The sequence below is a fragment of the Campylobacter sp. genome (assembly GCF_052169515.1).
In the GTDB taxonomy this organism is placed as follows: Bacteria; Campylobacterota; Campylobacteria; order Campylobacterales; family Campylobacteraceae; genus Campylobacter_A.
The window spans coordinates 1-24,207 of record NZ_JBQNCH010000012.1 but is presented as its reverse complement, the minus strand read 5'-3'; the positions used below and the strand labels follow the sequence as shown (position 1 = coordinate 24,207).

The following is a 24,207-nucleotide window of genomic DNA, read 5'->3' as shown; positions in this document are numbered from 1 at the left end:
ATATGGATTTTAAGGCATTACTTCATCAAATAAGTCAAATTTACCAGAAGCTTTCATTAAAACAAAAGATTGTTGCGGCTAGCTCTATTGTCTTGGTAGTGGCATTTTTGGTCTTTCTGACGCTTTATAAAAATAAAAGCGAAAATTTTGCAGGCTACAGCATCCTTTTTGAAAATATCAGTCCGAGTGATTCAGCTTTAATAGTAGATCAGCTAAACAAAGATGGCGTTAAGTACAAGCTCGCAAATGAGGGTACTATCCTTGTGCCAACAGGAGATGTGTACAAAGAGAGGATTGCAGTTGCAACGCTTGGAATACCAAAAGAGAGCAAGATTGGCTTTGAAATTTTTGATAAGCAAGAATTTGGTGCAACCGATGCCGAGCAAAGGGTAAAATTTCAAAGAGCATTAGAAGGTGAGTTGGCTAGAACGATCGAGAGTCTCTCATCTATCCAAAAAGCGACCGTGCGTATCGCCATCCCTAAAGAGAGCGTCTTTACTGAGCGTCAAGCACTTCCAACAGCTTCTATCGTGGTTGAGTTAAAGCCAGGTGTTAGCCTAAACGCAAAGCAAATTTTTGGTATTAAAAATTTAGTCGCAGCTTCTGTTACAAACTTAAGTACTGAAAATGTAAAAATAGTAAATCAAGATGGTGTCGCACTTGGCGACGAAGATGGCGAGTTTGATAGTGACGCTATAGCTCAGCAGATCCGCTATAAGCGCGAGTTCGAAAACAACTATGAGCAAAAGATAGTAAATGTCTTGGCTCCGATAGTAGGCGGTGCTGATAAGGTCGTAGCGAAGGTAAATATTGACTTTGACTTTGACAAAAAAGATACAAAAAGCGAAGTTTACGACCCAAATAACGTTGTTAGAAGTGAAAGCAATATAGAAGAAAAACGCCAAGGATCATCTCCAAATGAAGTGGGTGGCGTACCAGGTGCAGTCAGCAATATTGGCCCAGTTCAAGGGCTAGATGACAGCACTTTAAAAGAGCAATATAATAAGAGCTCACAACAGACAAACTACGAAATTTCAAAGAAAGTTACAAATATAAAAGGGCAGTTTGCTAGCATCAATAGAGTAAGTGCGGCTGTCGTTATAGATGGGCTTTATCAGAGCAAAAAAGATAAAGATGGCAAGCCAACTGGGGAGCTAGAATTTACGCCACTTACAAAAGAGCAAAGAGAGTCAATCATAAATTTAATCAAGCAATCAATAGGCTATAGCCAGAGCAGGGGCGACGAGGTAAGTTTAGATAATTTCGAGTTTAAAACTGGCAAGGATGTAAGCACTGGCGAGAAGATGGATAGTTTTGTAAATAACTATGTAATGCCATTCTTACCGCTAGTAAAATATATTTTTGCAGCATTACTGCTTTATATTTTCTACAAAAAAGTCATTGTACCGTTTATGCAAAAGATGCTTGAAGAGACAAAAGAGGAAGAAGAACAAAATGAGAATGGCCTTGAAGATATTGAGGTAGATGCGGAAGATACGCTTGAGAAATTTAAAGCTGCTCGAAAGAAAGTCGAAGAGCAACTTGGACTTAGCGGTGAGTTTAACGAAGATGAATTAAAATATGAAGTATTGCTTGAAAAGATGAGAGCGGTCATTACAGAAAGAAGTGAAGAGATAGCAATGCTGCTTCAAGATATGGTAAAAAATGACAGCGATTTTAATATGCGTAAGGAAATTTGATGTCAATAAAGTTAAATGATAAGCAAAAAATGATTTATGATGATCTATCAATGCCTGAAAAGATCGCTATTTTGCTGATTCAACTTGGCGAAGAGGCCACAGCTCTTATATTTTCTCATATGGATGTTGATGTCATTACTGAAATTTCAGGATATATTGCAACTGCAAAAAATATAGATAAGCAAGTTGCCGGTGCCGTACTAGAAGAATTTTATGCTCTAATGCAGTCAAATCAATATATGAGAAGTGGTGGTTTAGAGTACGCAAAAGAAATTTTATACCGTACATTTGGTCCAGAGGCAGCTCAGAAAATTTTAGACAAGTTAGCAAAAAGTATGGAAAACTCAAAAAGCTTTGGTTATCTTGATAAGATAAAGCCACAACAGCTTGCAGACTTTATTATAAAAGAACACCCTCAAACCATTGCACTAATACTAGCTCATATGGATTCTACTAGTGCTGCTGAAACGCTTAGCTTCTTTTCTGACGAGCTAAGAAGCGAAGTTGTCATTAGAATGGCCAATCTTGGTGACATTAGCCCATCGGTTATTAAGCGTGTTTCAACCGTACTTGAGGGCAAACTCGAAAGCCTTACATCATACAAAGTCGAGGTTGGCGGCCCAAGAGCTGTTGCGGAAATGCTTAATAGACTCGGACAAAAAGCTAGCAAGAGTACGATTGAACGTATTGAACAAAGTGATGATAAGCTTGCTACTACGATTAAAGAGCTTATGTTTACATTTGAAGATATCATCAACCTTAATGCAACTGCGATTAGAGAAATTCTTAAAAATGTCGACAAAAAAGATCTTATGATCGCATTTAAAGGCTCTAGCGACGGTATAAAGGATAAATTTTTATCAAATATGTCTCAACGTGCAGCAGAAGCCTTTAAGGAGGAGATGCAATATCTCGGTGCTGTACGCGTAAAGGATGTTGAAGAGGCTCAAAGGCGCATAGTAGAGACAGTACAAACACTAGCTGATCAAGGTGTATTCCAGGTTGGCGAAGCAGATGAGATGATAGAATGAGAAGTAGCGTAATAACCAGTGAGACCTCCTCAACTCACTTTATAGAAAATTATAGATTTAAAGTGCTTGGAGCAGGAGAAAGAGCCATAGAAAATGCCCCTTCATCTATAGAAGGAAATAACCTCAGTGAAGAGTCAATTGAACAAAATTTAGCACAAAATGGTGAAAATTTTATTCCACAAGCTAGTCATCAAACGCAGCCAAATTCACAAAATCACTTTGCTTCTCAAGCCCAAAGTGCACAAATGCAGCAAGGAAGTGAGTCTAGTTTTGTTGAAGAGTTACTTAAGAAAACAGATGAGTTAAGTAGCAATATCATCAAGCTTCAAATGCAAATAGAAAATCAAGAGAATGAATTTGCTAAACGCCTTGAGGCTGAAATTTCTCGTGCTAAAGAAGATGGTAAAAACGAGGGAATAGCTCAGACAAATGCAGTAAATGAAGCAAGGATAAAAGAGCTTGAGATGAGATTTAACTCATCTGCAGCAAAGCTTGAAGAGCAATATGTTAAATTTGATGAGTTTTTAAATAAGACCGAAGGGGAGCTTGGCCAAACTGCTATAAAAATCGCAAAGGAAGTGATCGAAAAAGAGGTATCGACATCTTCGAGTCAGATCGCTCACAATCTAGCAAATTTGCTTATAAAAGAGCTAAGTAATGTTAAAAATATAGAAATTCGTGTAAATCCTGAAGATAGCGAATATATAAAAGAACAATTTAGAAAGAATGAACACGTCAAGATAAGCGCAGACGATGCTATAAGCAAAGGCGGCGTGATTATTATAAGTGATGGCGGAAATATCGATGCGACGATGCAAACTAGGCTAGAAAAGCTAAAAATGTTGGTAAATAATGAATAAAGACATAAAAAGCTTAAGCGTCGATGAGCTAAACATACTTTGCCACGACATCAGAGATAAAATTTTAGCCACCGTTAGCAAAAATGGTGGTCACCTTAGCTCAAATATCGGTGCGGTTGAGATCATCGTTGCGATGCATAAAATTTTTGACGTCACAAAAGATCCATTTATCTTTGACGTGAGCCACCAAAGCTATGCACATAAGCTGTTAACTGGGCGCTGGGAGAGTTTTGATACGCTTAGAAAATTTAATGGCATCAGCGGCTATACAAAGCCAAGCGAGAGTAAATTTGACTACTTTGTAGCAGGGCACAGCTCTACATCTATATCGCTAGCAGTAGGTGCAGCAAAGGCAATAAAACTCAAAAACGAAGATCGCTTGCCAGTGGCTGTCATAGGCGATGGCTCGCTAAGTGGCGGCATGGCCTACGAGGCGCTAAATGAGCTAGGCGATAGAAAATATCCTTGCGTCATCATCCTAAACGACAACGAGATGAGCATAAGTAAGCCAATAGGTGCGCTTAGCAAGTATCTAAGTCAGATGATGGCGGGTCAGTTTTATCAAAAATTTAAAGGCAGAGTCGAGAAATTTCTAAGCTATATGCCAGACTCTGCAGCATATATGGCTAGACGCATGGAGGAGGGTATTAGGTTAATTACTCCAGGCATGTTTTTTGAAGAGCTTGGACTTGAGTACATTGGCCCAGTTGATGGGCATGATTTGGCGGCACTTCTTAGCACCTTTGAGACAGCTAAAAGTATGAAAAAGCCAGTCATCGTGCACGTGCAGACACTAAAAGGCAAAGGGTATGAATTTGCTGAGGGTTACTATGAAAATTGGCACGGAGTTGGGCCATTTGATCTAAAAAGTGGCGAATTTATCAAAAGACAGTCAAGCAAATCAGCTACTGCGATCTTTAGCGAACAGCTTTTAAAAATGGCAAGAGAACATAGTGATATCGTAGGCGTCACAGCAGCTATGCCAACAGGTACTGGCATGGACGCCTTGATACAAGAATTTCCAGATCGCTTTTGGGATGTGGCGATAGCCGAGCAGCATGCAGTAACCTCTATGTCAGCCATGGCAAAAGAGGGTTTTAAACCATTTGTTGCAATATACTCGACATTCATGCAAAGAGCCTATGATCAAGTCATTCACGACGCTTCTATTTTAAATTTAAACATCACCTTTGCCATGGATAGGGCTGGCGTCGTAGGTGAGGATGGCGAAACTCATCAAGGCGCATTTGATATTAGCTTTTTAAACGCTGTGCCAAATATGGTTCTCTTTGCTCCAAGGTGTGAAGAGAGCATGAAAAATGTTATGGAATTTGCCTACTCTTACAAGGGCGTAAGCGCATTTAGATATCCGCGTGGAGCATTTATCTTAAGAGATGAATTTAAAGCCAAAAAGCTTGAGTTTGGCAAGGGTGAAATTTTAGCCGATGCAGAGTCTGATGTTGTATTTTTGGGCTATGGCAATGGTGTTGGCAGGGCAAATTTGGTCAGAAATTTACTAGCTGGCAAGCTTAATGTGGTATTAGTTGACCTTGTTTTTGCAAAGCCACTTGATAGTGAGCTTTTACTGGATCTTGCAAAACGTACTAAAAAGTGGTACATCTTTAGTGATAGTGCCAAAAAGGGTGGCATTGGTGAGATAGTGAGCTCGTTTTTGCAAGAACATAAAATCTCAAATATAAGTGTCATTAGCTTTGAGTATGAAGATAAATTTATCCCTCATGGATCAACCGCTGAGGTCGAAAAGTACCTTGGTATAAGTGCCGAGCAGATCACCAAAAATTTACTAGAGAATAATTAATATCATTTAATAAAGAAACGTTTAATATTTTTTTGCTAACATAAAGCAAAACTAAAACAAGGAACTTCATTATGCAATATGTATCATTGCTAAAACAATCTGGACTAAAAGTTACACCACAACGCCTTAGCGTTTTAAGAATTCTTGATCGTCATACGCACCCAACGATTGACGAGCTTTATGATGAAATTTTAAAAGAGAGCCCATCAGTTTCTCTTGCAACAGTTTATAAAAATTTAAATACGCTAAAAGATGAAGGTCTTGTGGTAGAAGTAAATATTGTTAATCAAAAGGCAAGATACGACATTTACGAGCATCCACATATCCACGTAGTTTGCGAAAGCTGTGGAAGCGTTGAGGACGTGAGCTATGATGATGCCGATCTTGGCAAATATCAAGAGGCACTTGAAAAAAAGATCGGAAACATTATAGAGCGCCTAAATATCGTTGCTAGCGTAAAAAGCTGTAAGCACTGTCGTTAAAAATTGAATTTATGTTGCGAATTTGCAGCATAAATTTCTCATCCAACCATATTTATTTTTACTTCCAATAAGCCCAAAATTAGCATTTTCTCATTATTTTAAGCACTAACTTGCTAAAATAAATAAAAAATTTTGGAGAAAAATGTGGGTTTGGAGATAGAGCGTAAATTTTTACTCAAAGATTCTCAAATTCTAGATTTTTTAAAAGAAGCCGGAGTAAGCTTCAAGCACCTTAAAATTTTACAGTTTTACACAAAGATCACGCAAAACCAAGAGATTCGCTATAGAAGCGAAGAAGATAAATTTATAAAAACGATTAAAATTGGTAATGGTCTAATCAGAGAAGAAAACGAAGAGTTTTGTGAAAAAGACGAATTTAAAAAAGCACTTAAAAACCGCATAGGCCAGGTCATTACAAAAGATAGATATATATTTAAGTTAAACAATAATCCATGCAATATTGATATTTTTAAAGAGAGCCTAAATGGGCTTTACACATTTGAAATAGAATTTAGTGATGAAAACGAGGCTGTCTATTTTAAACTTCCAACGTTTTTGGAGCAGTTTTGTCTAGAAGACGTAACTTGCGATAAAAGATATAAAAATAAATTTCTCTCTATCCACGCAAACGAAAATGAAAAAATTGATTATAAAAAAGCTTACCTTGTCTTTAAAAATAAAGAGATTCTGCCAAATTTTTCTCCAAATATAAAAAGTGGAGAAGCTTTAAGAGCTTTATTTGTAGGCATTTTTAAAGATATAAAAAGACTAAAAGATGAATATCTAAAAGATCAAAATGAAGAAACTTTACACAAGTTTCGAGTAAATTTAAGGAAAGCTAGATCGATCCTTAAAATTTTTAACGGTGTTTTTGATGAGAAAGTGACGCTTTACTTTGGCGAGAATTTTAAAATTTTGGCAAATTCTACAAATAAAAAACGAGATTTAGATGTATTTTTGAGCTTTTTAAGTGAGCAAAAGCACGCAGATGAGATAGCCTATTTTGTGCAAAAAGCTCTAAATTTAGAGTACGAAAATATAAAATCATATCTTAGTGATGATGAAAACTACGCATTTTTAAAAGAGTGGGAGATATTTTTAAACGAGGGAGAGTTTTATAAATCAAAGCTCTTTGATGTGAGCCTTTCACGCCTTGGCTCATTTAAGCTAAGAACGCTTTTGGTTATAGGGCAAAAGAGGCTAAAAAGTCTAAATCAAGACTGTCCAAACGAGACATTTCACAAGCTTAGGATCGAGCTTAAAAAGATAAGATACACATATGAATTTTTATGTGAAATTTTTTATTTTAATGGACTTAAAAAATACAATGAGCGACTAAAAGAGATGCAAGAAATTTTTGGCAATTTACAAGATTGTGATGTGTGGCTTAGTATCTTAGATAAGCTTCCAGAAATGCCAGTCAAAGAGAAGCTTGAGAGTAAAATTTACAAACAAATTTATAAAAATAGAGAAGAGATCCTAAAAATGCGGATTAAATTTATAAAAATTACTCGCAAGATCTCTAGGAATTTAAAAAATTACTATATATAAAGGGCAAAATTTATGCAAAAACAAGAAAAAATCGTTGATATGTTTAATCAAATCGCTCCGACTTATGACGTCGCAAATAGAGTGCTTAGTCTTGGCGTGGATGTGAGTTGGAGAAAATTTGCCTGCAGATATATGCTAGAAATTTTTAAAGATAAAAACATAAATGTCGTCGATGTTGCTTGCGGTACCGGCGATATGATGGGGCTTTGGAGTGAGCTAGCAAGAGAATTTAATGTAAATATAAATAGTCTAACCGGCATTGATCCATCAAGTGGCATGCTAAAAGAGGCAAAGCTAAAATTTCCAAATTTTAAATTTATAGAAGCCTACGCTGACAATACTACTCTTGCAAGTGGCGAAGCACAGATTCTAAGCATAAGCTATGGCATTAGAAATGTGGTCGAACGAAAGGCGGCACTTAGAGAATTTAATAGGGTTTTAGCTGCTGGTGGCTATGTCGTCGTACTAGAGTTTACAAAACGCCAAAAAAAGGGCATCGTAACTTCGCTAAGAGATTTTTATCTAAGTAAAATTTTGCCAAAAATTGGCGGATTTATCTCAAAAAATAAAGAAGCATACGAGTATCTGCCAAGTTCGATCGAAAATTTCTTGGATGCTAAGAGCTTTTGTGAAGAGCTTGTTGAAGCTGGCTTTGAGATAGAGCTATGCAAGGGTTTTAGCATGGATATCTCGACGCTATTTATCGCTAAAAAGGTAAGAGAAATTTAATGTTAAGCGTATCTGAGCTAAACGAAAAAGCAAAGGCACTGCTTGAAGCTACTCTTGACTACGTTGAAGTAAGCGGAGAAATTTCTCGCCTAACAAAACATGCTTCTGGACACTGGTACTTCACGCTAAAGGATGAAAAATCAAGCATCTCGGCTGTGATGTATCGCATGAATAATCAAAAGGTTAAGTTTTTGCCAAAAGATGGACTAAAAGTAAAAATTTATGGCAAAGTGACTATCTACTCGCCAAGTGGATCATATCAGTTGGTGGCTAGTACGATGCTGCCTGATGGCGAGGGCGAGCTTGAGCTTGCATTTAGGCAGCTTAAAGAAAAGCTCGAAAAAGAGGGACTTTTTGACATCGCTGTAAAAAAAGAGACACCAAATTTACCTAAAAAAATAGCCCTTGTCACAAGTGCCACATCAGCCGCACTTCAGGACATGCTAAAGGTGGTAAAGAGCCGCTGGAAGCTAAGTGAAATTTATATATTTGACGCATTAACTCAGGGCGAAAATGCCCCAAGTTCACTTATAAAAGCTTTGCGCAGAGCCGATAAATACGGCGTTGATGTCATAGTGCTAGCTCGTGGTGGCGGCAGTAAAGAGGATCTTTGGTGCTTTAACGATGAGTGCTTGGCTCGTGAAATTTATGCTACCAAAACGCCAGTCATTAGTGCCATAGGGCATGAAATAGATTATGTCATAAGTGACTTTGTGGCTGATCGTAGGTCGCTTACTCCAAGTGCTGCTATGCTTGATTTACTCCCTGATGAAGAGGCGTTTTTCCAGTATCTTGATAGGCTTAGCGACGATCTTGATGGTGCTTTAAATTTAAAGATCACTAAAAAACAAAATCTACTAAATGTTCTTCTAACTAAATTTTCATCAAATGCCCTAAAGGCTAGGATCGAGCTAAAATTTAGCGAAGTGATAAACAAGCAAAATGCCTTAGCGAATGCAGTACAAAGAAAAATTTTAGTCCTTGGCTCAGTCCTTGGCTCGCTAGAGAAGGCATATGAAATAAGAGAGCTCTTTTTTGAGAGTACAAAGGGGCTTATCGAGGTTAGAAAAAATGGTAACAAGATCGACCTAAGAGAGCTAAATTCAGGCGATGAGGTAGAGCTTATCTCGCAAAATACACATAAAAAAGCAATCATCAAGGAGTAAAAATGAGCAGAAAAATCAACTTTAGTGCAGGTCCAAGTGCGATACCCCTAAGTGTTTTAGAGCACGCGAAGGCCGAATTTACGGACTATAGAGGCGAAGGCTACTCGATCATGGAGATAAGCCACAGAAGCAAGACCTTTGAGGAAATCCATTTTGGTGCGATGGATAAGATAAGAAAACTCTATGATATCGGCGATGAGTATGAGATTTTATTTCTACAGGGCGGTGCGCATTTGCAGTTTAGCATGATACCGATGAATTTGTATCAAGGTGGCAAGGCTCAGTACGCAAACACAGGCGTTTGGACAAACAAGGCGATCAAAGAGGCTAAAGTACTTGGCGTAAATGTAGACGTCGTCGTAAGCAGTGAAGATGAAAATTTCTCTTATATCCCAGAGATAAAATTTAGTGATGATGCCGACTATGCCTACATCTGCTCAAACAACACTATCTACGGCACGCAGTATAAAACTGTGCCAAAGACCAAGTCACCGCTTGTGGTTGATGCATCGAGCGATTTTTTCGCTAGACCGCTTGATTTTAGCAGTATTGGCCTACTTTACGGCGGTGCTCAGAAAAATGCAGGTCCAAGTGGCGTTACGATCGTTATTATTAGAAAAGATCTGATAGGGCGTGTAAGTAGCCAAAACATCCCTATGTTTTTACGCTACAAAACGCACGCGGATGCGAGCTCGCTTTATAATACACCGCCAACATTTGGAATTTATCTTTTAAATTTAACCATGCAGTATTTGCTTGATCTTGGTGGGCTTGGCATGGTTGAGAAGATAAATGCCAAAAAAGCAAGCACGCTTTATGACATCATCGATAGTTCAAACGGCTTTTACATGGGACACGCAAAGGCCGGAAGTAGATCGGATATGAATGTTAGTTTTACTATCCCAAAAGATCACGCTCTTGAGCCGATTTTTGTAGAAGAGGCACTAAAAGAGGGCATGATAGGGCTAAAGGGCCATAGACATCTTGGTGGTATAAGAGCTTCTATCTATAATGCTGTTAGCCAAAGTGACGTTGATAAACTTGGCGAGTTTATGAGAGAATTTGCAAGAAAGCACGGTTGATGAACAAAGCGAAAAAAGCTTACGATGAAATTCCTTACTTCTCAGCCGCATTTAGTGACTGCTCGCCAGTTAGGATAGAGGCGGTTGCTAAATTTCTAGGGCTTAAAGCAGCTAGTCTAAAAGAGGCTAGGGTGCTTGAACTTGGCTCATCTTATGGTGGCAATATCTTGCCATTTGCACTTTCGCATAAAAATGCAAAAGTCGTTGGCATCGATATCTCAAGCCATCAGGTAAAAGAGGGTAACAGCATAGCCAAGCAGATGGGTTTAAAAAATTTCACACTTTTTGAGCGTGATTTTTTGCATATGAATGAAAATGACATCAAAGAGCTTGGCGAGTTCGACTATATCATTGCTCATGGCGTTTATAGTTGGGTGAGTCCAAATGTAAGAGATGCGCTCCTTGCTACGATAAAGGCACTACTTAGCAAAGATGGCATCGCTTATGTCTCTTATAATACGTATCCAGGCTGGAAAAGCCTTGATATATTAAGGGATTTTATGCTTTTTGTAAGTGCTGGCAAGGAGAGCAAAGAAGCCCTTTCTCATATCAAAGATGAGCTAAATTTTTTACAAGATTATTTAAAATTTAGCCTGCAAAGTCAAAGTGATGCCGTATACAAGGATAGTATGAAACTACTTTTAACACAGCTAAATTTCTTGCAAGGAATCATCGCAAAAGGCAATGATTACTATATTTTGCATGATTTTTTAGAAGCAAGCAATGAGCCAACCTACTTTCATAAATTTGCTAAACATATTGGCAAACACGGACTTTGCTACGTCATAGATGCCTCGCTAAATGATATTTTTGCAAGCTCGACTGGCATTTACCGCTTCGACGCGCATATAGAGCAAAGCTATCAAAGTCGCATCAAAAAAGAGCAATTAAACGACTTTTTATTTAATAGATCGTTTAGAAAGAGCCTCATTGCGCATAAAGAGAGGCTGGGTGGCTCTGATGACTTTGATGCAGTGCTTGGAGAGAGTGAGCTTGAGAAGATAAATTTTGTATATTTTAGTGAGCAGCCAAGGACGAAAACGCAAGAAATTTTAAGCAAAAGCTATCCACAAAGCTTAAATCTAAGCGAGTTAAAAATAGCACTTGGCGAGAATGCAAACGAAGCTTTTGTAGGACTGCTTGAAATTTTAAATGACGCAAATACAAAAATTTCTTCATCAAAGCTTTTAGCACTTGCTTATGAGCCTGATAAAACTAGACTAAAGCAGACAGCAGCGTCATATCTTGAGTATTTTTTAAATGCTAGTTCGCCAGTCATCTCTCTTGCAAATGAGCTAAACGGTAAGCTAAACTTAAGCCATGAAGAGATCAAAGCTGCTTTAAAATTTGATGGGAAAAACAGCCTTAAAGATATCGCAAAAAGCGTAAATTTAAGCAAAGATGAGTTAAATAAGCTTGCTTTCAAGATAAGCGAAGCTTATTTTTTTGAAGAAATTTAGCACAAGGCTGGTCTAACCCAGCCTTAAAAATTTTTACCACTTATCTAGTCAAACATTATATCTTTTAGTATTATGATTATCATCGTGATATAAAAGAGTAAAAACCACTTTTTAAGTGCTTTTTTGTCCATAGCTTGTGTTTTCTTGGTGCCAAAGTAGGCTCCTATTAATGAGCCAAGCCCTAGGAATGTACCCTCCAAATAAGAGATGTGGCCGTTTAAAGATAGTGAGATAAAGCCTGAAATGGCTGCAAACATCACGAAAAATACACCCATTGAAACGGCTTTTTTCATATCATATCGCAAAAAGCCAACTAAAATAGGAGCTATAAAAACCCCACCACCTATGCCTATACTGATGGCAAGTGCACCTATCAAAAAACCAACTAGAAATAGCAAAAACACTGAATTGTTCGCATTTGTGCCATCACTATTTGGCGTGAAATATAGCTTTATGAGTGAAAAGATAAAAGTTGCAAGCAAGAGCAGCTCGAGTAAGAGCTCAGGTGTATGAGATACGATTGTACCACTAAAGCTGGCTCCTACTAGGCCTCCAAGACCTAAAAATATACCGCGGTTTAGTTTTAAAAGCCCAGCTTTATAGTTTAGGTATGAGCCAAATGTTGCACTAAATATCATCTGCATGACGCTTATACCGATGGCTGTTTTTACATCATATCCAAAAGCGACCATGATAGGAACGACGACCGTGCCACCACCTATGCCAAAAAATCCAGCTATATAACCAACGCCGATTCCAATTATAAAAAGCTCAACAAAAAGCATGATTCTCCCTCGCAATGTACAAATTTTAGCTAAGCGGTGTTAAAAAAATAGTAAAAAGGTGAAATTTGGGCATAAATTTAAAAATTTAGTAAAAATTTTAAAAACTAAAAGCGATTTTTCTTTATAATCACCCAAAAATTAAAAAAGGGAAAAAATGCTTTTAGAACAGCCGCTTTTTTATTATGAAGCGATTAGAGAAAAATTTAAAAATAGCTATTTAGCTGAAGACAAGACACAGACGATAATCGGCATTGATTGCGATTATATAGATGAAAAGGATATGGATTTTTATGGACTTAGAAGCTACTTTGATACAAATAGCAACAAATCACTAGCTCCTTTTGCTGGACTTTTTGGAGTTTTTGCTTACAGCGGTGTGAGATATTTTGAATATATTGGCGAAGATAAGAGCAAAAAATATGAATTTCCAAAATTTATATATGCCGATGCTAAGGCATATCTGCACTTTGATAAGATAAGTAGAATTTATACATTTTATGGAGATAAGAAGAAGTATTATGACTTTTTGCTAAATCTAAAGGCAAAAGATGAGACTAAAAAAGAGTGCAACTTTAGTGTAAAAACTGATCTTATTGAAGAGAAAAAACATTTTGAAGATATGGTCGAAGTGGCAAAAGAGTACATAAGAAGTGGAGATGTTTTTCAAGTGGTGCTTGGTGAGATACTTGAAATTTCAACAAACATGAGTAGTTTGGACTTTTATAAAAAGCTAGCCATTGCAAATCCAAGCCCATATATGTTTCATTTTCCTACGCCTTATGGTGATGTGGTTGGCTCTTCTCCTGAGCTTGTTTTTGAGATTAAAAGTGGACAAATTTTTGTAGCACCGATAGCTGGAACAAGACCTAGAGGAAGTGATGCAAATGCTGATGCCAAACTTGAGCAAGAGCTTTTAAGTGATGAAAAAGAGCTAGCCGAACACAAAATGTTAATAGACCTTGCAAGAAATGACATCGGAAGAGTATCAGAAGCAAAGAGCGTGGTTGTAAAAAATGCGATGCATATTCAAACATACGAAAAAGTGATCCATATAGTAAGTGATGTTTATGGCAAATGTGCAAAGGGACTTGATCTTTTTGATGTGCTAGCCAGTATCTTTCCGGCCGGAACACTAAGTGGAGCTCCTAAAATAAGAGCTATGCAAATAATTAATGAGCTTGAAATTTGTGAGCGAAATATCTATGGTGGTGGCATCGGTTTTTTACATTTTAACGGTGACGCTCAGGTTGCTATTCTTATTCGTTCAGCTATCTTTGTACCAGGCAAAAGTGGCTTTAGTGACGTATTTATAGGAGCTGGAGCAGGTATAGTTTATGACTCGAAGAGTGAAAAAGAGTATGCTGAAATTTGTCATAAACGAGCAAGCGTACTAAATGTTTTTCAAAATAATGCAAAAGAGATCTAGGCATTAAATTTAATAAACTCGTAAGACTCTTTGGTATTGCTAGCTCCCATGGAGTCTATTTGCTCTCTTACAGTCGCTGCAAGGTCTGCTTTGGTGATATTTTCAGCTAGAATTTTTACAAAAGGAAAGTCGCTTTTTTCTTGCGTACCAAATATCAGCACTCTTGTGTCTGTTTTTTGACTTTGTCTTATCTCAAGTGCTGTTTTTACCAGTTCATTATAGTTGAAGTCTTCTGCGCTTTCATCTGCAAGAACAATGCCACAAGTTTTGGTTTTCATTTTTATTAGCAACTCACCAAAGCTATTTGCGGTTTCAAGCGTGTTGTAAAATTCTCCTAAAGCTGAACTAAATATTTTGTTTTCCATTGGTGATTTTTTAAATAAAATAATGTTTTCACTTTTTCTGAGAGAATTTTCACTTATTACAAGATCACTAAAATGTGGTAATAGATTTTTAAAAATTTGAGTTAGATCATCGCTGTTTATAGGCGTTTTTATATCGGCATCAAAATATTTTATTGCGTCATCTTTATCTATATTTGAAGTATTTGAAAGCATTAATATAAGTGGAATTTTGGTGCTTTGCATATCCATTTTTAAAATATCAAGATTTCTCTTAAGGCTATTTTTTTCATCTTCTAGAAATTTTGAACTGATAAAGATGAGGTCGAAGTTGACTTGTCTTATAGCTTGTCTTAGATCTTTCCTATTGCAAACTCCCACTACTTCGCAGTTAAATTTACTAAAGCCACTTGCTAGTATGTCTATATAAATTTCATTTGTATCATAGATCAAAAATTTTGGTTTATCATTTAGACTTTTTGTCACGATGTCAAAATCATCTACAGATAGCAGTCTTGCGATATTTGACGGAGTTAGTGGATCTTTTAAAATCAGTAGATTTTTGATATCTTGACTTTGTTTGTTTGTGCTTCGTAAAAATATAGCATCATAATTTTTAATAGTTGATATATTGATATTTGTTAGCATGTCTACTTGTAGCCCCAACTCTTTTACGGTTTGCTCAAAAGAGTCATTGTAGTCGATGTTTGCATCTTGTAAAAATGCTAATTTATGATCGCATTTTATATTAAAATCTTTGTTATTTTCAGTAGTTTTAAAAATGACTACAAATTTAAACTCGTTTCCGATGCCTTGAAGCGAACTAATCTCTAGTTTGCTTTCTAAATTTTTTAGATAAAACTGAGCTATTTTTAAATAAAACTCGCTCTCTTCATCGTTTAAACTCTCCTCATTGTCTGACAATATATCTGAAATTTGCTTTTCGCTCATGGCTGCTGAGTTGTTTTTTATACTAAAGCTTACAGTACAAAGTCCATTTCTGCCAAAATCTTTTTGTGCTTTTTTGATCTTAATAATAACGCTTTGATATTTTGCAGACATTGATAAAGATGCTAAAAAGATAGAATTAAATGCCGTTTTTAGCGAGTTTAGGTCGCCTTCTAACTCATTTGTTAGACTTGGGTCAAGATAGCTTATGAAATTTATCTTTTTATTTTGGGAGTAAATTATATTGGTTTGCAAAATTTCCTCAAAACTTTTTTGAGGGTCAAATACTTCACTGCTGTTATGATCGCTATTTTTTTTGACATTTGAAATATTTTTAGCAATGTTATAAAGTGATGTAATAACGCTTGTGTTTTTTTCTATTACCTCTAAAAAGGCTTGTTTTCTACTATTGTTTGTCTCTATTTTTAGTGCCGCGATAGATGCTAGAATTTCTTTATTTATAGACTCTATTTTTTTACTTATGGAGAGAATATATTTATCTTTTATCTGATAAAAGTTGCTATCTTTTGTATATGTATCTTTTATATCTTCATAAGCATTTATAAGTTTTGATATGGCGTTATTTGCATTGACTCCTTTTTGACTTAAGAGATTTCTTGATATATATTTTGATTTATTATCAAATACTTTTAAGGATTTTAATTTAGCAAAAATGACAAAGAAAGAAAAAATTAGCAAGCTACAAAGCGAAAATGCAAATAAAGTTTTTGTGCCAAGGATTAGCTTCTCTCTTGTGGTAAGCTCTAGTAGTTCTTTTTCTATATTTACGGTGCTGTTTAGCAAAAGGAGAAATTTATCATCTTCATATTGTTTTATCAACATGATGTCATTGATGCTTAATTTTGCAGAAAATGCTATTTTGGCTTTAACCTCTTTTATCTTTTTAACCTGATAACTGGCTTCAAATCTATTAAAATCATTATAAATATTTTCTTTTAGCTCACTTTTAGGAAGCAGATCAAGATCTGGCATCTCGTCTTGTATGGAGTAAATATTTTCCATTATGAGATTGTTTGTTGTTGATATTGATAGATCATTCATAAAGATATTCTTTATGTAATATTTTGTGTCATTTGCCAAAGATAGCTCACTATAAAATTGGCTTAATGTCGCAGTATAGCCTTTTATAACTAGCGGAAATTCTTGTTCTAAATACTGTTTAAAATCAGTATTTATCTCTCCACTTATATTTTGAAAAAAATCATAAAACAGATCATCAAATTTATCTTTTTGGTCTAAATTTGCCAATACTTCTTTTAGTTTATTTATATTGCGTATCTCACCAACGTCATCTTTTCTTACCGAGTTTATAAAATTTTGTGTGTTTTTTAATGTCTTATCTCGTAGTTTTTTTGTGTTCGCTTCACTTTTGCCTACGAGTGCATCGTGCTCTTCTATTATAGATTTTGCAGCTTGAAAAACCAGGGATTGTTTGTATAGTTTTTCGTTTAGATCTTTTAGATTTGTAAACTCTTTATAGCTTTTACTTCCAAGATATGCACAAAGTATGGCAGAGATTATTATCGGCGCTAACAATATATAAAATTTACTAGTTTTCATAAATATTCTTTTTGTTGTATTTTTTGACTATGTTTTCGATCTCGATCAATCTTCTAGAAAAAAGAGATATCTCTTTTCTTTTTTCGCTTTGATCATTATCTAAAAGAGCATCAAGCTCATTTGCAAAGTCGCTAAGTTTTAAATTTAGTGCAGCTTCTTTTATTTCATCCACATATTTTTTGAGCATTATTTCATCTTTTGCGATTATGGCTGATTGGATTTGAATGAGCTTTTCTCTTGCATTATGTGAAAAGATATTTAGATATGAAGCAAGATCTTTTTTTTGTAAATTTAGCATTTTAATCGATGTTTCAAACCAAGCATCATTTATCAGGCATTGTGTTTGCGTATCAAAAAGATATCTTGCACTCAGTTTAAAAACAGGCATCCTTAACGTAGGCTTTGCTTTTGTTGCTGCTATTGAATTTTGCTTATTTAGAGTTTCTTGTCTCTCTAAAAGTACTATAAAAAATTTCTCATCATTTTTTAAAGTAGCATTTTGCAGGCTTGCTTTTAGCAAGATAGCACCACCATCTTTTCTTTTTATATTTACTCTGGCACTATTATCTTGGGCACTTTGCAAAAATTCCAAGAAGCTATAATTTGGATTTTTTTGGCTCGTTATGACTAACTCGCTAAGATCATCGTGTTGCGATAAAAAGTCATCCAAGCTATCAAATCCTAATAGCTCAAGCGAATTTTGCGTTATTGCAGACATCTTTAAATTTTTATCGTATATTATCACTTCAAATTTCCTTCTTTGAGCGTTAAAAGCTTTGCTGCTACGCTTTTGTTTGTTATTTTTGCCACTTCATCTAAATTTGCTTCGCTGATTTTATCAAAACTTCCGTAAAAGCTGATTAATTTAGCAATGCTTCCCTCGGATACGCCAGCTTGTCTTAGCACTGATCTTTGCATGTCGTTTTTCTGCCTTGTTTTTCTGTGAAAACTGATGACAAATCTATGGCTCTCATCACGCATTTTTTGGAAAAACTGCAGCTTTTTATCACTCGTGCTTAGGCTAAAGCTACCATTTTTTGTATAAATTTTATCTTTCGCCTCTCCCTTTGCGCGGTGAGCTTTGGCGTCTATTTTTTCTTTTGAGATAGCGATTACATCGACATTTGCGCCACTACTTGCTAGGATTTCGTAGGCTAAATTTAAAAGTGCTTCGCCTCCGTCAATGACCCAAAGATCAGGCGGACTAAGCTTATCAAATCTAAGTGCTCTAGCAGTTAGGCTCTCTTTCATCTGATCGTAGTCGTTTTTAGAGCTTAAGTGCATGTGGCGGTAGTTTTGCTTCGCCCACTCGCCATGCTCGTAGCGCACCATCGCCCCCACACTTGCCTCGCCAAAAAGGTGCGAGTTGTCGTAGGCTTCGACCACATAAGGCGTGTGAGCTAGATTAAAATACTCTTTTATCTCGTTTGGTAGCTCATTATCGTGTGTTTTTATGTATTTTTCGATGCTGACTTCAGCATTTTTGGTGGCGATCTCGCAAATTTTACGCTTATCGCCTATCTTTGGGCATGTGATATTAAATTTACGTCCAAATCTCTCGTTTAAAATTTCTTCCACCAGCTTGCTATCTTCAAAGTCCTCGTGGACGTAAATTTTGGTGCTAATGATCGGTTGTCCAGCTATGAAGCTTTTTAAAATGGCCTGCTTATAGGCCTCGTTTATCTCGTCACTTTGAGCGTTTTTAGCCTGCGTGATATCGGTTTTTACGCCTGTTATCTTACCACTTTGCACGCTAAATCTCACCGCACAGATCATATCATGAACGCAAGCGACTGAGTATGCTTCAAAGTCCTCAAGTTTAGCTAGATCGACCTCGATCTTTGTCTGCATATTTTTAAGCGTTTGCATCTTATCTCTAGTCGCGGCTGCTTGCTCGTAGTCTTCGGCCTTGGCGTAGTTTAGCATGAGCTCTTCCAGGCGAGAGATGAGTAAATTTGGATTTTGAAGAGCAGTGATAGCATCGCTAACTATTTTGGTGTAGCTCTCTTTTGAAATTTTGCCTTCACACGGGGCATGACAGCGTTTTAGTTGGTGAAAAAGGCAGGCTTTTTTGCCTTTGATGCAGGACTTTTTCTGAACTAGATTAAAATTTAGATAAAGTGCCTCAAGTAGCTCGCTAGCTCCGCTAAAATATGGCCCAAAATAGCGTATATTTGAGCCTTTTACCACCTTTCTAGTGATCTCAAATCTTGGGAATTCATCATTTAAATTTATAAAGATGTAAGGGTAGGTCTTGTCGTCACGAAGCAAGATGTTGTATTTTGGTTTTAGCTGCTTGATAAATGAATTTTCAAGTATCAGTGCATCTGCTTCGCTTGGCGTGACGATGTATTCAAGGTGGACAGCCTCGCTTATCATCTTTGAAATTCTTGGGCTTAGTTTTTCAGCTGGCGCTAGGCTTGGGGTAAATTTAAAGTAGCTTTTGACCCTGTTTTTTAAAATTTTGGCCTTGCCGACATATAAAAGTCTGTTTTGAGTGTCAAAATATTGATATACGCCAGGCTCGTTCGGAAGCGTTCTGATCTCGTCTATTAGCATCTTGCCTGCTCATTTTTCTTAAGCAAAATTTCTCTTAGCTCTTCAAATTTTTGATATATCTGCTCGTCTTTTGCTAAATTTTTAAACTCACCCTTACTTACCGGCATGGTGAAATTTGATCTTTGTGGGGCTTGTGGAGTAAAAAATTTTAAAAATTTACTGACAATAAATCTTATATTTTCCTCTTTTTTATTTTTAATATAGTTGATTTCATTAAGTGGTTTTGGCTCAATTACACTAGCAAAAATACTATCTTTTTTAGCCTTGCAAAATGTTTTTAATAACCCTTTTATCTCATTTATACTACTATCACGCCTAAGCTCTAAAAGCCCTGATGGATGAGTAAGGACAAAGGTCAAGATACCTTCTCTAACGTAGCAAAATGCTATGTAAAACCGCTTCGATTTTCCCATTAGGCGCAAAAGCTCTTGGCACTCGCTTGCCATGCTTAATTTTTCTTTATACAAAGGATTTTCGTGGATAGTATCTATCAAAAATTTGGCATTTTTCATAAGCTTATCTTATCATCTTTTATTTTAATTTTTGCTCTTTTTGCATTTTGTGGCTGTGGCTACAAGGATGATCCATTTTACGGAGATGCTCCAGTAAAAGAGAAGAAAACTGACAAGATAAATAAAATTTAGTAAATTTTTGTAGCTAAATAAAAATGTAATATAAGCTTAATAATTTTTACTAACCTAATTTTTAGGCTCATTTAAGTAACATACCAAGATTTTTATTTTACAAGGAGAGTATAATGAGGTTTTTTGGACTTCTAGGCTTGTTTTTCGCGATGGCTTTTGGTGCTAATGGAGAAGCCACGGCTGTTGACTTAACTACTACATGGGCAGGAATTTTATCGCTTATAATTTTTGTTGTTGGGTATTTTTTCATAGCAGCGGAAGAAAATTTCCACATTGACAAGGCAAAACCTGCTATCTTTATCGGTACGTTCATGTTCCTACTTATCGGTGTTTACATGCTTATAAACGGCATGGATGTGCATTCGCTTGAACACGAGGTAAATCATCTGATCTTAGAAATTTCTCAGATCGTATTTTTCTTAATGGTGGCGATGACATTTATCGAAGCGCTTATAGAAAGAGATGTCTTTAATACACTTAAATATAACCTTGTGTCAAAAGGCTACACTTACAGAAGGTTATTTTGGCTAACTGGTGTTTTAGCATTTTTTATAAGTCCAGTGGCCGATAACCTAACGACAGCGCTTATCCTATCGACTGTGCTTTTAACGATAGATAGAAATAATACAAATTTCTTGGTAGCAGGCGCGATAAATATCGTAGTGGCCGCAAACGCAGGTGGGGCGTGGAGCCCATTTGGCGATATTACTACGCTTATGGCTTGGGCTGCAGGCAAGGCACCATTTATTGACTTTTTCGCACTTTTCCCAGCATCTATCATAGGTTGGTTTGTAACAGCTATTTTACTTTCTCGTATAGTTCCAGCTGGCAGCCCACACTTTGACCCGGCTACTGAGCCAAAAGTGGTTATGAAAAAAGGCGGCAAAGCAACTATTATTATTGGTGTATTTACTATCTTTTGTGCTGTCATGATGCATCAGCTTTTCCACTTACCAGCTATGTGGGGTATGATGTTTGGCTTTTCTATACTTAGTCTTTACACTTACTATTTTAAAAAAGCGCACAAAAACGAAGAGCCTATGCACGTTTTTCACTATATGTCAAAGATTGAGAATAACACGTTATTTTTCTTCTTTGGAATTTTAGGTGCAGTTGGCGCACTTCACTATGTTGGTTTTTTAAATTACGCTGTGTCACTTTATGATAAATTTGGCTCAACAGCCGTAAATATCGGAGTTGGTTTCCTTTCAGCGATCGTTGATAACGTGCCAGTTATGTCAGCTGTCCTAAAAGCAAACCCTATAATGGGTCCAGATGCTGGCGAGAGCTTGAGCCAGTGGCTGCTAGTGACGCTAACAGCTGGTATCGGTGGTTCGATGATCAGCTTTGGTTCAGCAGCTGGCGTTGGAGTAATGGGTAAATTAAAAGGAATTTATACCTTTGGTGCACATATGAAATACTCTTGGATGGTGGTTCTAGGATATATCGTATCAATCATTGTTTGGTATGTGCAGTTTGAAATTTTTCATCTCTATTTTTAAAAGGTTATAAATGAACAATACGATTATAGTTTTGGACTTTGGTTCGCAGTACACTCAGCTAATAGCTAGAAGGCTAAGAGAAGAAGGCGTCTATACTGAAATTTTGCCATTTAATGCAAAGCTTAGCGAGATAAAAGCGAAAGAGCCAAAAGGTATCATTTTAAGTGGTGGCCCAGCTAGTGTTTATGCTAAAGATGCCTACTTTTGTGATAAGGGTGTTTTTGAGCTAAATATCCCAATCCTTGGCGTTTGCTACGGCATGCAGCTACTTGCTCACACACATGGTGCTGAGGTTTTAGCGGCTGATCAAAAAGAGTACGGCAAGGCTGAACTAAACGTCATAAAAGAGCACAAACTATTTCAAGGTACACCTTCAAAACAAATCGTATGGATGAGTCATAGTGACTATGTAAAAGACCTGCCAGATGGCTTTGAAGCGATCGCAGTTAGTGAAAATTCGCCTTATTGTGCTTTTGGTGATGATAAGCGTAAATTTTATGCGATCCAGTTTCACGCTGAGGTGCAACACAGCGAGTATGGCACACAAATTTTAAAGAATTTTGCTAAATATATCTGCGGCTGCGAGAGCACATGGAACATGGGAAGCTTCGCTAAAAATAAGATAGATGAGATAAGAAAAACAGTAGGCACCCACAAGGTACTTTGCGCAGTTAGTGGCGGTGTAGATAGCTCTGTGACTGCTGCACTTTTAGCAGCTGCTGTGCCTGAAAATTTGATCCTTGTCTTTGTTGATAACGGACTTCTTAGAACAAGCGAAAGAGAGCAGGTTGAGGCTACATTTAGAACAAAGCTTGGCGTTGAGCTAGTTAGCATAGACGCAAGCGAGACCTTCCTTGGTCGCTTGGCTGGTGTAGTAGATCCTGAGAAAAAACGCAAGATCATAGGCGAGACATTTATAGAAATTTTTGAGCAAGAGGCTAAGAAGCATGGTGATGTGAAATTTCTAGCTCAAGGCACTCTTTATACTGATATCATCGAAAGCTCAGTCGTTGGCTCAAGCAAGACGATAAAGAGTCACCACAACGTTGGAGGCTTGCCTGATTGGATGACATTTGAGCTGATAGAGCCGCTAAGAGAAATTTTTAAAGACGAGGTTAGAAAGCTAGGCCTTGAGCTTGGACTAAGCCGCGATCTAGTCTTCCGCCACCCTTTCCCAGGACCGGGCCTTGCGATCCGCATAATGGGCGAGGTAAATAAACCAAGCCTAGAGCTACTTCGCAAAGCCGACGTGATCTTGCGCGATGAGCTAAAAAGCACTGGCTGGTATAACAAAACTTGGCAGGCGTTCTGCGTGCTCTTAAATGTAAATTCTGTCGGCGTAATGGGCGATAACCGCACCTATGAAAACGCTGTTTGCGTGCGTGTGGTTGACGCGAGTGATGGCATGACTGCAAGTTTTTCAAGGCTTCCTTATGATCTACTTGAAAACGTAAGCCGCCGCATTATAAACGAGGTAAACGGCATAAACCGCGTAGTTTACGATATCTCTAGCAAGCCGCCTGCAACTATAGAGTGGGAGTAATAATAAATATATTCTTGTGTATAAAATTATTGAAAACACAGCATTTTATCAATTTGCAGGTATAAAATTTTTGACTAGTAATATAAAAATCGCAAAAGTAGGTTTAAAATGCATTTGTTGAATTTGGTTAAAAGGTTTAGAGTCTAGAAAGTCTTCCATAATTTCTACGGGAGACTTTCTAGAAATAGCTATAATTTCCGGTATTATGTAGCAACCGCACAAGACTTTCATTATAAAATCCGCTAAAATTCGGTCTATTATAGCATATCGCAAAGGATTTTATATGGCTGAAACTCACGTAATATCGGCTCTCGTTAGTAAGCACTCAGAGCTTCAAGGAAGTATCAAATATTATCAAGATATAGTTTTAAAGCTAAAATCCGAGCTTGAAACGATAGATAAGGCTATCGCGATATTCGACCCTAGTTATAAAACTACGTTCATTCGGGCTAAAAGAGTTAGCAATGCTTCGTATTTTCCTCACGGTGAGCTAAATCGTAGAATTATAGAGTGTTTAAAATTAAAACCTAGCAGTATAAATGAAATAGCCGAGTATGTTTTTAAAGATGAGGAAGTAGATGACGCTCTTATAGCCAAGTATAGGCAAAACATATCCTCTTTAATTTCAAAGCTCATAAAAAGAGGAACTATCTCGTTATTTACCGACAACGGAGTAAAATTTTATAAGATAGTTTCCTAAGCTCCGAGTCTTTCAGCCACCCTGTGATTGCCTTGCCAATATCCGCAGAACTCGTTAGATATTGAGTTGTCGGCTAGGCATCTCGATAAAATATCGTCCATTATAGCCTTATTATCAAGTCTTCTAGTGTCTTCTCTATATGCTATCTCGTTTGCATAGTTTGATAAGTAAAGCGTTCCTAGCTTATGGCATTGACCGTATTGTAGCCTTCTAAATCTAGCGTTAAAGCTTTCGCTTTGGTTATTATTCTCTCCGTTTAGTCCCGAATACTCTATTTGGTGATTTACTCTTTTTAAAT

Annotated in this window: 21 protein-coding genes; 15 read left to right on the top strand and 6 right to left on the bottom strand. The window is 36.9% G+C overall.

The annotated features are described in order from the left end of the window. The first annotated feature begins 2 nt into the window (after window positions 1–2). The 10 genes from fliF to ACTTKV_RS05625 all read left to right on the top strand — a co-directional run bounded on the left by fliF (window position 3) and on the right by ACTTKV_RS05625 (window position 11,880). Entirely contained in the window at window positions 3–1,700 is a 1,698-nt protein-coding gene (gene fliF, locus ACTTKV_RS05670) for a flagellar basal-body MS-ring/collar protein FliF (protein WP_442549652.1), read from the top strand. Continuing rightward, window positions 1,700–2,731: a flagellar motor switch protein FliG gene (fliG, locus tag ACTTKV_RS05665; RefSeq protein ID WP_442549651.1), complete on the top strand. Its 1,032-nt coding sequence runs from the start codon at window positions 1,700–1,702 to the stop codon at window positions 2,729–2,731. Before fliF ends, fliG begins: the two co-directional genes overlap by 1 nt. Then, complete coding sequence (gene fliH, locus ACTTKV_RS05660; protein ID WP_442549650.1) at window positions 2,728–3,591, top strand: flagellar assembly protein FliH; 864 nt, start codon at window positions 2,728–2,730, stop codon at window positions 3,589–3,591. The genes fliG and fliH overlap by 4 nt, the downstream gene beginning before the upstream one ends. Further along, complete coding sequence (gene dxs / locus ACTTKV_RS05655; RefSeq protein WP_442549649.1) at window positions 3,584–5,410, top strand: 1-deoxy-D-xylulose-5-phosphate synthase; 1,827 nt, start codon at window positions 3,584–3,586, stop codon at window positions 5,408–5,410. The genes fliH and dxs overlap by 8 nt, the downstream gene beginning before the upstream one ends. A gap of 71 nt (window positions 5,411–5,481) precedes the next feature. Further along, window positions 5,482–5,892 carry a Fur family transcriptional regulator gene (locus ACTTKV_RS05650; protein ID WP_442549648.1) on the top strand — a complete coding sequence of 137 codons (411 nt, stop codon included), beginning with the start codon at window positions 5,482–5,484 and terminating at the stop codon, window positions 5,890–5,892. A gap of 144 nt (window positions 5,893–6,036) precedes the next feature. Further along, window positions 6,037–7,443, top strand: a complete 1,407-nt coding sequence (locus ACTTKV_RS05645; protein ID WP_442549647.1) for a CYTH and CHAD domain-containing protein — start codon at window positions 6,037–6,039, stop codon at window positions 7,441–7,443. Window positions 7,444–7,455: 12 nt separating this feature from the next. Beyond that, window positions 7,456–8,172, top strand: a complete 717-nt coding sequence (gene ubiE, locus ACTTKV_RS05640; RefSeq protein ID WP_442549646.1) for a bifunctional demethylmenaquinone methyltransferase/2-methoxy-6-polyprenyl-1,4-benzoquinol methylase UbiE — start codon at window positions 7,456–7,458, stop codon at window positions 8,170–8,172. After that, complete coding sequence (gene xseA / locus ACTTKV_RS05635; RefSeq protein ID WP_442549645.1) at window positions 8,172–9,338, top strand: exodeoxyribonuclease VII large subunit; 1,167 nt, start codon at window positions 8,172–8,174, stop codon at window positions 9,336–9,338. Before ubiE ends, xseA begins: the two co-directional genes overlap by 1 nt. A 2-nt stretch (window positions 9,339–9,340) precedes the next feature. Then, window positions 9,341–10,420 (top strand): phosphoserine transaminase, encoded by a 1,080-nt coding sequence (gene serC / locus ACTTKV_RS05630; RefSeq protein WP_442549644.1) that lies wholly within the window; start codon window positions 9,341–9,343, stop codon window positions 10,418–10,420. Next, window positions 10,420–11,880, top strand: coding sequence for a methyltransferase regulatory domain-containing protein (locus tag ACTTKV_RS05625; protein WP_442549643.1), 1,461 nt, complete (start codon window positions 10,420–10,422; stop codon window positions 11,878–11,880). The genes serC and ACTTKV_RS05625 overlap by 1 nt, the downstream gene beginning before the upstream one ends. 44 nt (window positions 11,881–11,924) lie before the next feature. On the opposite strand, the gene ACTTKV_RS05620 is transcribed toward ACTTKV_RS05625, so the two are convergent. Further along, window positions 11,925–12,665 carry a sulfite exporter TauE/SafE family protein gene (locus ACTTKV_RS05620; protein ID WP_442549642.1) on the bottom strand — a complete coding sequence of 247 codons (741 nt, stop codon included), beginning with the start codon at window positions 12,663–12,665 and terminating at the stop codon, window positions 11,925–11,927. 154 nt (window positions 12,666–12,819) lie between these two features. Between ACTTKV_RS05620 and ACTTKV_RS05615 the strand changes: the two genes are divergently transcribed. Beyond that, the gene (locus tag ACTTKV_RS05615) at window positions 12,820–14,091 is read left to right on the top strand and encodes an anthranilate synthase component I family protein (RefSeq protein WP_442549641.1); all 1,272 of its coding nucleotides are present in this window, start codon (window positions 12,820–12,822) and stop codon (window positions 14,089–14,091) included. On the opposite strand, the gene ACTTKV_RS05610 is transcribed toward ACTTKV_RS05615, so the two are convergent. Genes ACTTKV_RS05610 through ACTTKV_RS05595 form a run of 4 tightly spaced genes read right to left on the bottom strand, consistent with a single transcriptional unit; the run spans window position 14,088 to window position 19,966 of the window. Next, window positions 14,088–16,961 carry a hypothetical protein gene (locus tag ACTTKV_RS05610; RefSeq protein WP_442549640.1) on the bottom strand — a complete coding sequence of 958 codons (2,874 nt, stop codon included), beginning with the start codon at window positions 16,959–16,961 and terminating at the stop codon, window positions 14,088–14,090. The genes ACTTKV_RS05615 and ACTTKV_RS05610 overlap by 4 nt on opposite strands. Then, on the bottom strand, window positions 16,951–17,706 hold the full coding sequence (locus ACTTKV_RS05605; RefSeq protein ID WP_442549639.1) for a hypothetical protein: 756 nt from the start codon (window positions 17,704–17,706) through the stop codon (window positions 16,951–16,953). Before ACTTKV_RS05605 ends, ACTTKV_RS05610 begins: the two co-directional genes overlap by 11 nt. Then, window positions 17,703–19,520: an excinuclease ABC subunit UvrC gene (gene uvrC / locus ACTTKV_RS05600; RefSeq protein ID WP_442549638.1), complete on the bottom strand. Its 1,818-nt coding sequence runs from the start codon at window positions 19,518–19,520 to the stop codon at window positions 17,703–17,705. Before uvrC ends, ACTTKV_RS05605 begins: the two co-directional genes overlap by 4 nt. Continuing rightward, window positions 19,514–19,966, bottom strand: a complete 453-nt coding sequence (locus tag ACTTKV_RS05595) for a hypothetical protein (RefSeq protein WP_442549637.1) — start codon at window positions 19,964–19,966, stop codon at window positions 19,514–19,516. The genes uvrC and ACTTKV_RS05595 overlap by 7 nt, the downstream gene beginning before the upstream one ends. Window positions 19,967–19,996: 30 nt before the next feature. Between ACTTKV_RS05595 and ACTTKV_RS05590 the strand changes: the two genes are divergently transcribed. The 4 genes from ACTTKV_RS05590 (at window position 19,997) to ACTTKV_RS05575 (ending at window position 23,909) form a co-directional block, all read left to right on the top strand. Beyond that, window positions 19,997–20,164: a hypothetical protein gene (locus tag ACTTKV_RS05590; RefSeq protein WP_442549636.1), complete on the top strand. Its 168-nt coding sequence runs from the start codon at window positions 19,997–19,999 to the stop codon at window positions 20,162–20,164. Between the two features lie 113 nt (window positions 20,165–20,277). Further along, entirely contained in the window at window positions 20,278–21,666 is a 1,389-nt protein-coding gene (gene nhaD / locus ACTTKV_RS05585; protein WP_442549635.1) for a sodium:proton antiporter NhaD, read from the top strand. A gap of 10 nt (window positions 21,667–21,676) precedes the next feature. Next, the gene (gene guaA, locus ACTTKV_RS05580; RefSeq protein WP_442549634.1) at window positions 21,677–23,209 is read left to right on the top strand and encodes a glutamine-hydrolyzing GMP synthase; all 1,533 of its coding nucleotides are present in this window, start codon (window positions 21,677–21,679) and stop codon (window positions 23,207–23,209) included. A gap of 283 nt (window positions 23,210–23,492) precedes the next feature. Continuing rightward, window positions 23,493–23,909 carry a hypothetical protein gene (locus tag ACTTKV_RS05575; protein ID WP_442549633.1) on the top strand — a complete coding sequence of 139 codons (417 nt, stop codon included), beginning with the start codon at window positions 23,493–23,495 and terminating at the stop codon, window positions 23,907–23,909. Here ACTTKV_RS05575 and ACTTKV_RS05570 read toward each other — a convergent pair. Then, on the bottom strand, window positions 23,906–24,207 hold a 302-nt coding region (locus ACTTKV_RS05570; protein ID WP_442549632.1), incomplete at its 5' end, for a transposase. The genes ACTTKV_RS05575 and ACTTKV_RS05570 overlap by 4 nt on opposite strands.

What these genes read in the sequence shown, in the direction of transcription:
- fliF (WP_442549652.1), top strand. Translation starts at nt 3, where the DNA reads ATGGATTTTAAGGCATTACTTCATCAAATAAGTCAAATTTACCAGAAG.
- fliG (WP_442549651.1), top strand. Translation starts at nt 1,700, where the DNA reads ATGTCAATAAAGTTAAATGATAAGCAAAAAATGATTTATGATGATCTA.
- fliH (WP_442549650.1), top strand. Translation starts at nt 2,728, where the DNA reads ATGAGAAGTAGCGTAATAACCAGTGAGACCTCCTCAACTCACTTTATA.
- dxs (WP_442549649.1), top strand. Translation starts at nt 3,584, where the DNA reads ATGAATAAAGACATAAAAAGCTTAAGCGTCGATGAGCTAAACATACTT.
- ACTTKV_RS05650 (WP_442549648.1), top strand. Translation starts at nt 5,482, where the DNA reads ATGCAATATGTATCATTGCTAAAACAATCTGGACTAAAAGTTACACCA.
- ubiE (WP_442549646.1), top strand. Translation starts at nt 7,456, where the DNA reads ATGCAAAAACAAGAAAAAATCGTTGATATGTTTAATCAAATCGCTCCG.
- xseA (WP_442549645.1), top strand. Translation starts at nt 8,172, where the DNA reads ATGTTAAGCGTATCTGAGCTAAACGAAAAAGCAAAGGCACTGCTTGAA.
- serC (WP_442549644.1), top strand. Translation starts at nt 9,341, where the DNA reads ATGAGCAGAAAAATCAACTTTAGTGCAGGTCCAAGTGCGATACCCCTA.
- ACTTKV_RS05625 (WP_442549643.1), top strand. Translation starts at nt 10,420, where the DNA reads ATGAACAAAGCGAAAAAAGCTTACGATGAAATTCCTTACTTCTCAGCC.
- ACTTKV_RS05620 (WP_442549642.1), bottom strand. Translation starts at nt 12,665, where the DNA reads ATGCTTTTTGTTGAGCTTTTTATAATTGGAATCGGCGTTGGTTATATA.
- ACTTKV_RS05615 (WP_442549641.1), top strand. Translation starts at nt 12,820, where the DNA reads ATGCTTTTAGAACAGCCGCTTTTTTATTATGAAGCGATTAGAGAAAAA.
- ACTTKV_RS05610 (WP_442549640.1), bottom strand. Translation starts at nt 16,961, where the DNA reads ATGAAAACTAGTAAATTTTATATATTGTTAGCGCCGATAATAATCTCT.
- uvrC (WP_442549638.1), bottom strand. Translation starts at nt 19,520, where the DNA reads ATGCTAATAGACGAGATCAGAACGCTTCCGAACGAGCCTGGCGTATAT.
- ACTTKV_RS05595 (WP_442549637.1), bottom strand. Translation starts at nt 19,966, where the DNA reads ATGGCAAGCGAGTGCCAAGAGCTTTTGCGCCTAATGGGAAAATCGAAG.
- nhaD (WP_442549635.1), top strand. Translation starts at nt 20,278, where the DNA reads ATGAGGTTTTTTGGACTTCTAGGCTTGTTTTTCGCGATGGCTTTTGGT.
- guaA (WP_442549634.1), top strand. Translation starts at nt 21,677, where the DNA reads ATGAACAATACGATTATAGTTTTGGACTTTGGTTCGCAGTACACTCAG.
- ACTTKV_RS05575 (WP_442549633.1), top strand. Translation starts at nt 23,493, where the DNA reads ATGGCTGAAACTCACGTAATATCGGCTCTCGTTAGTAAGCACTCAGAG.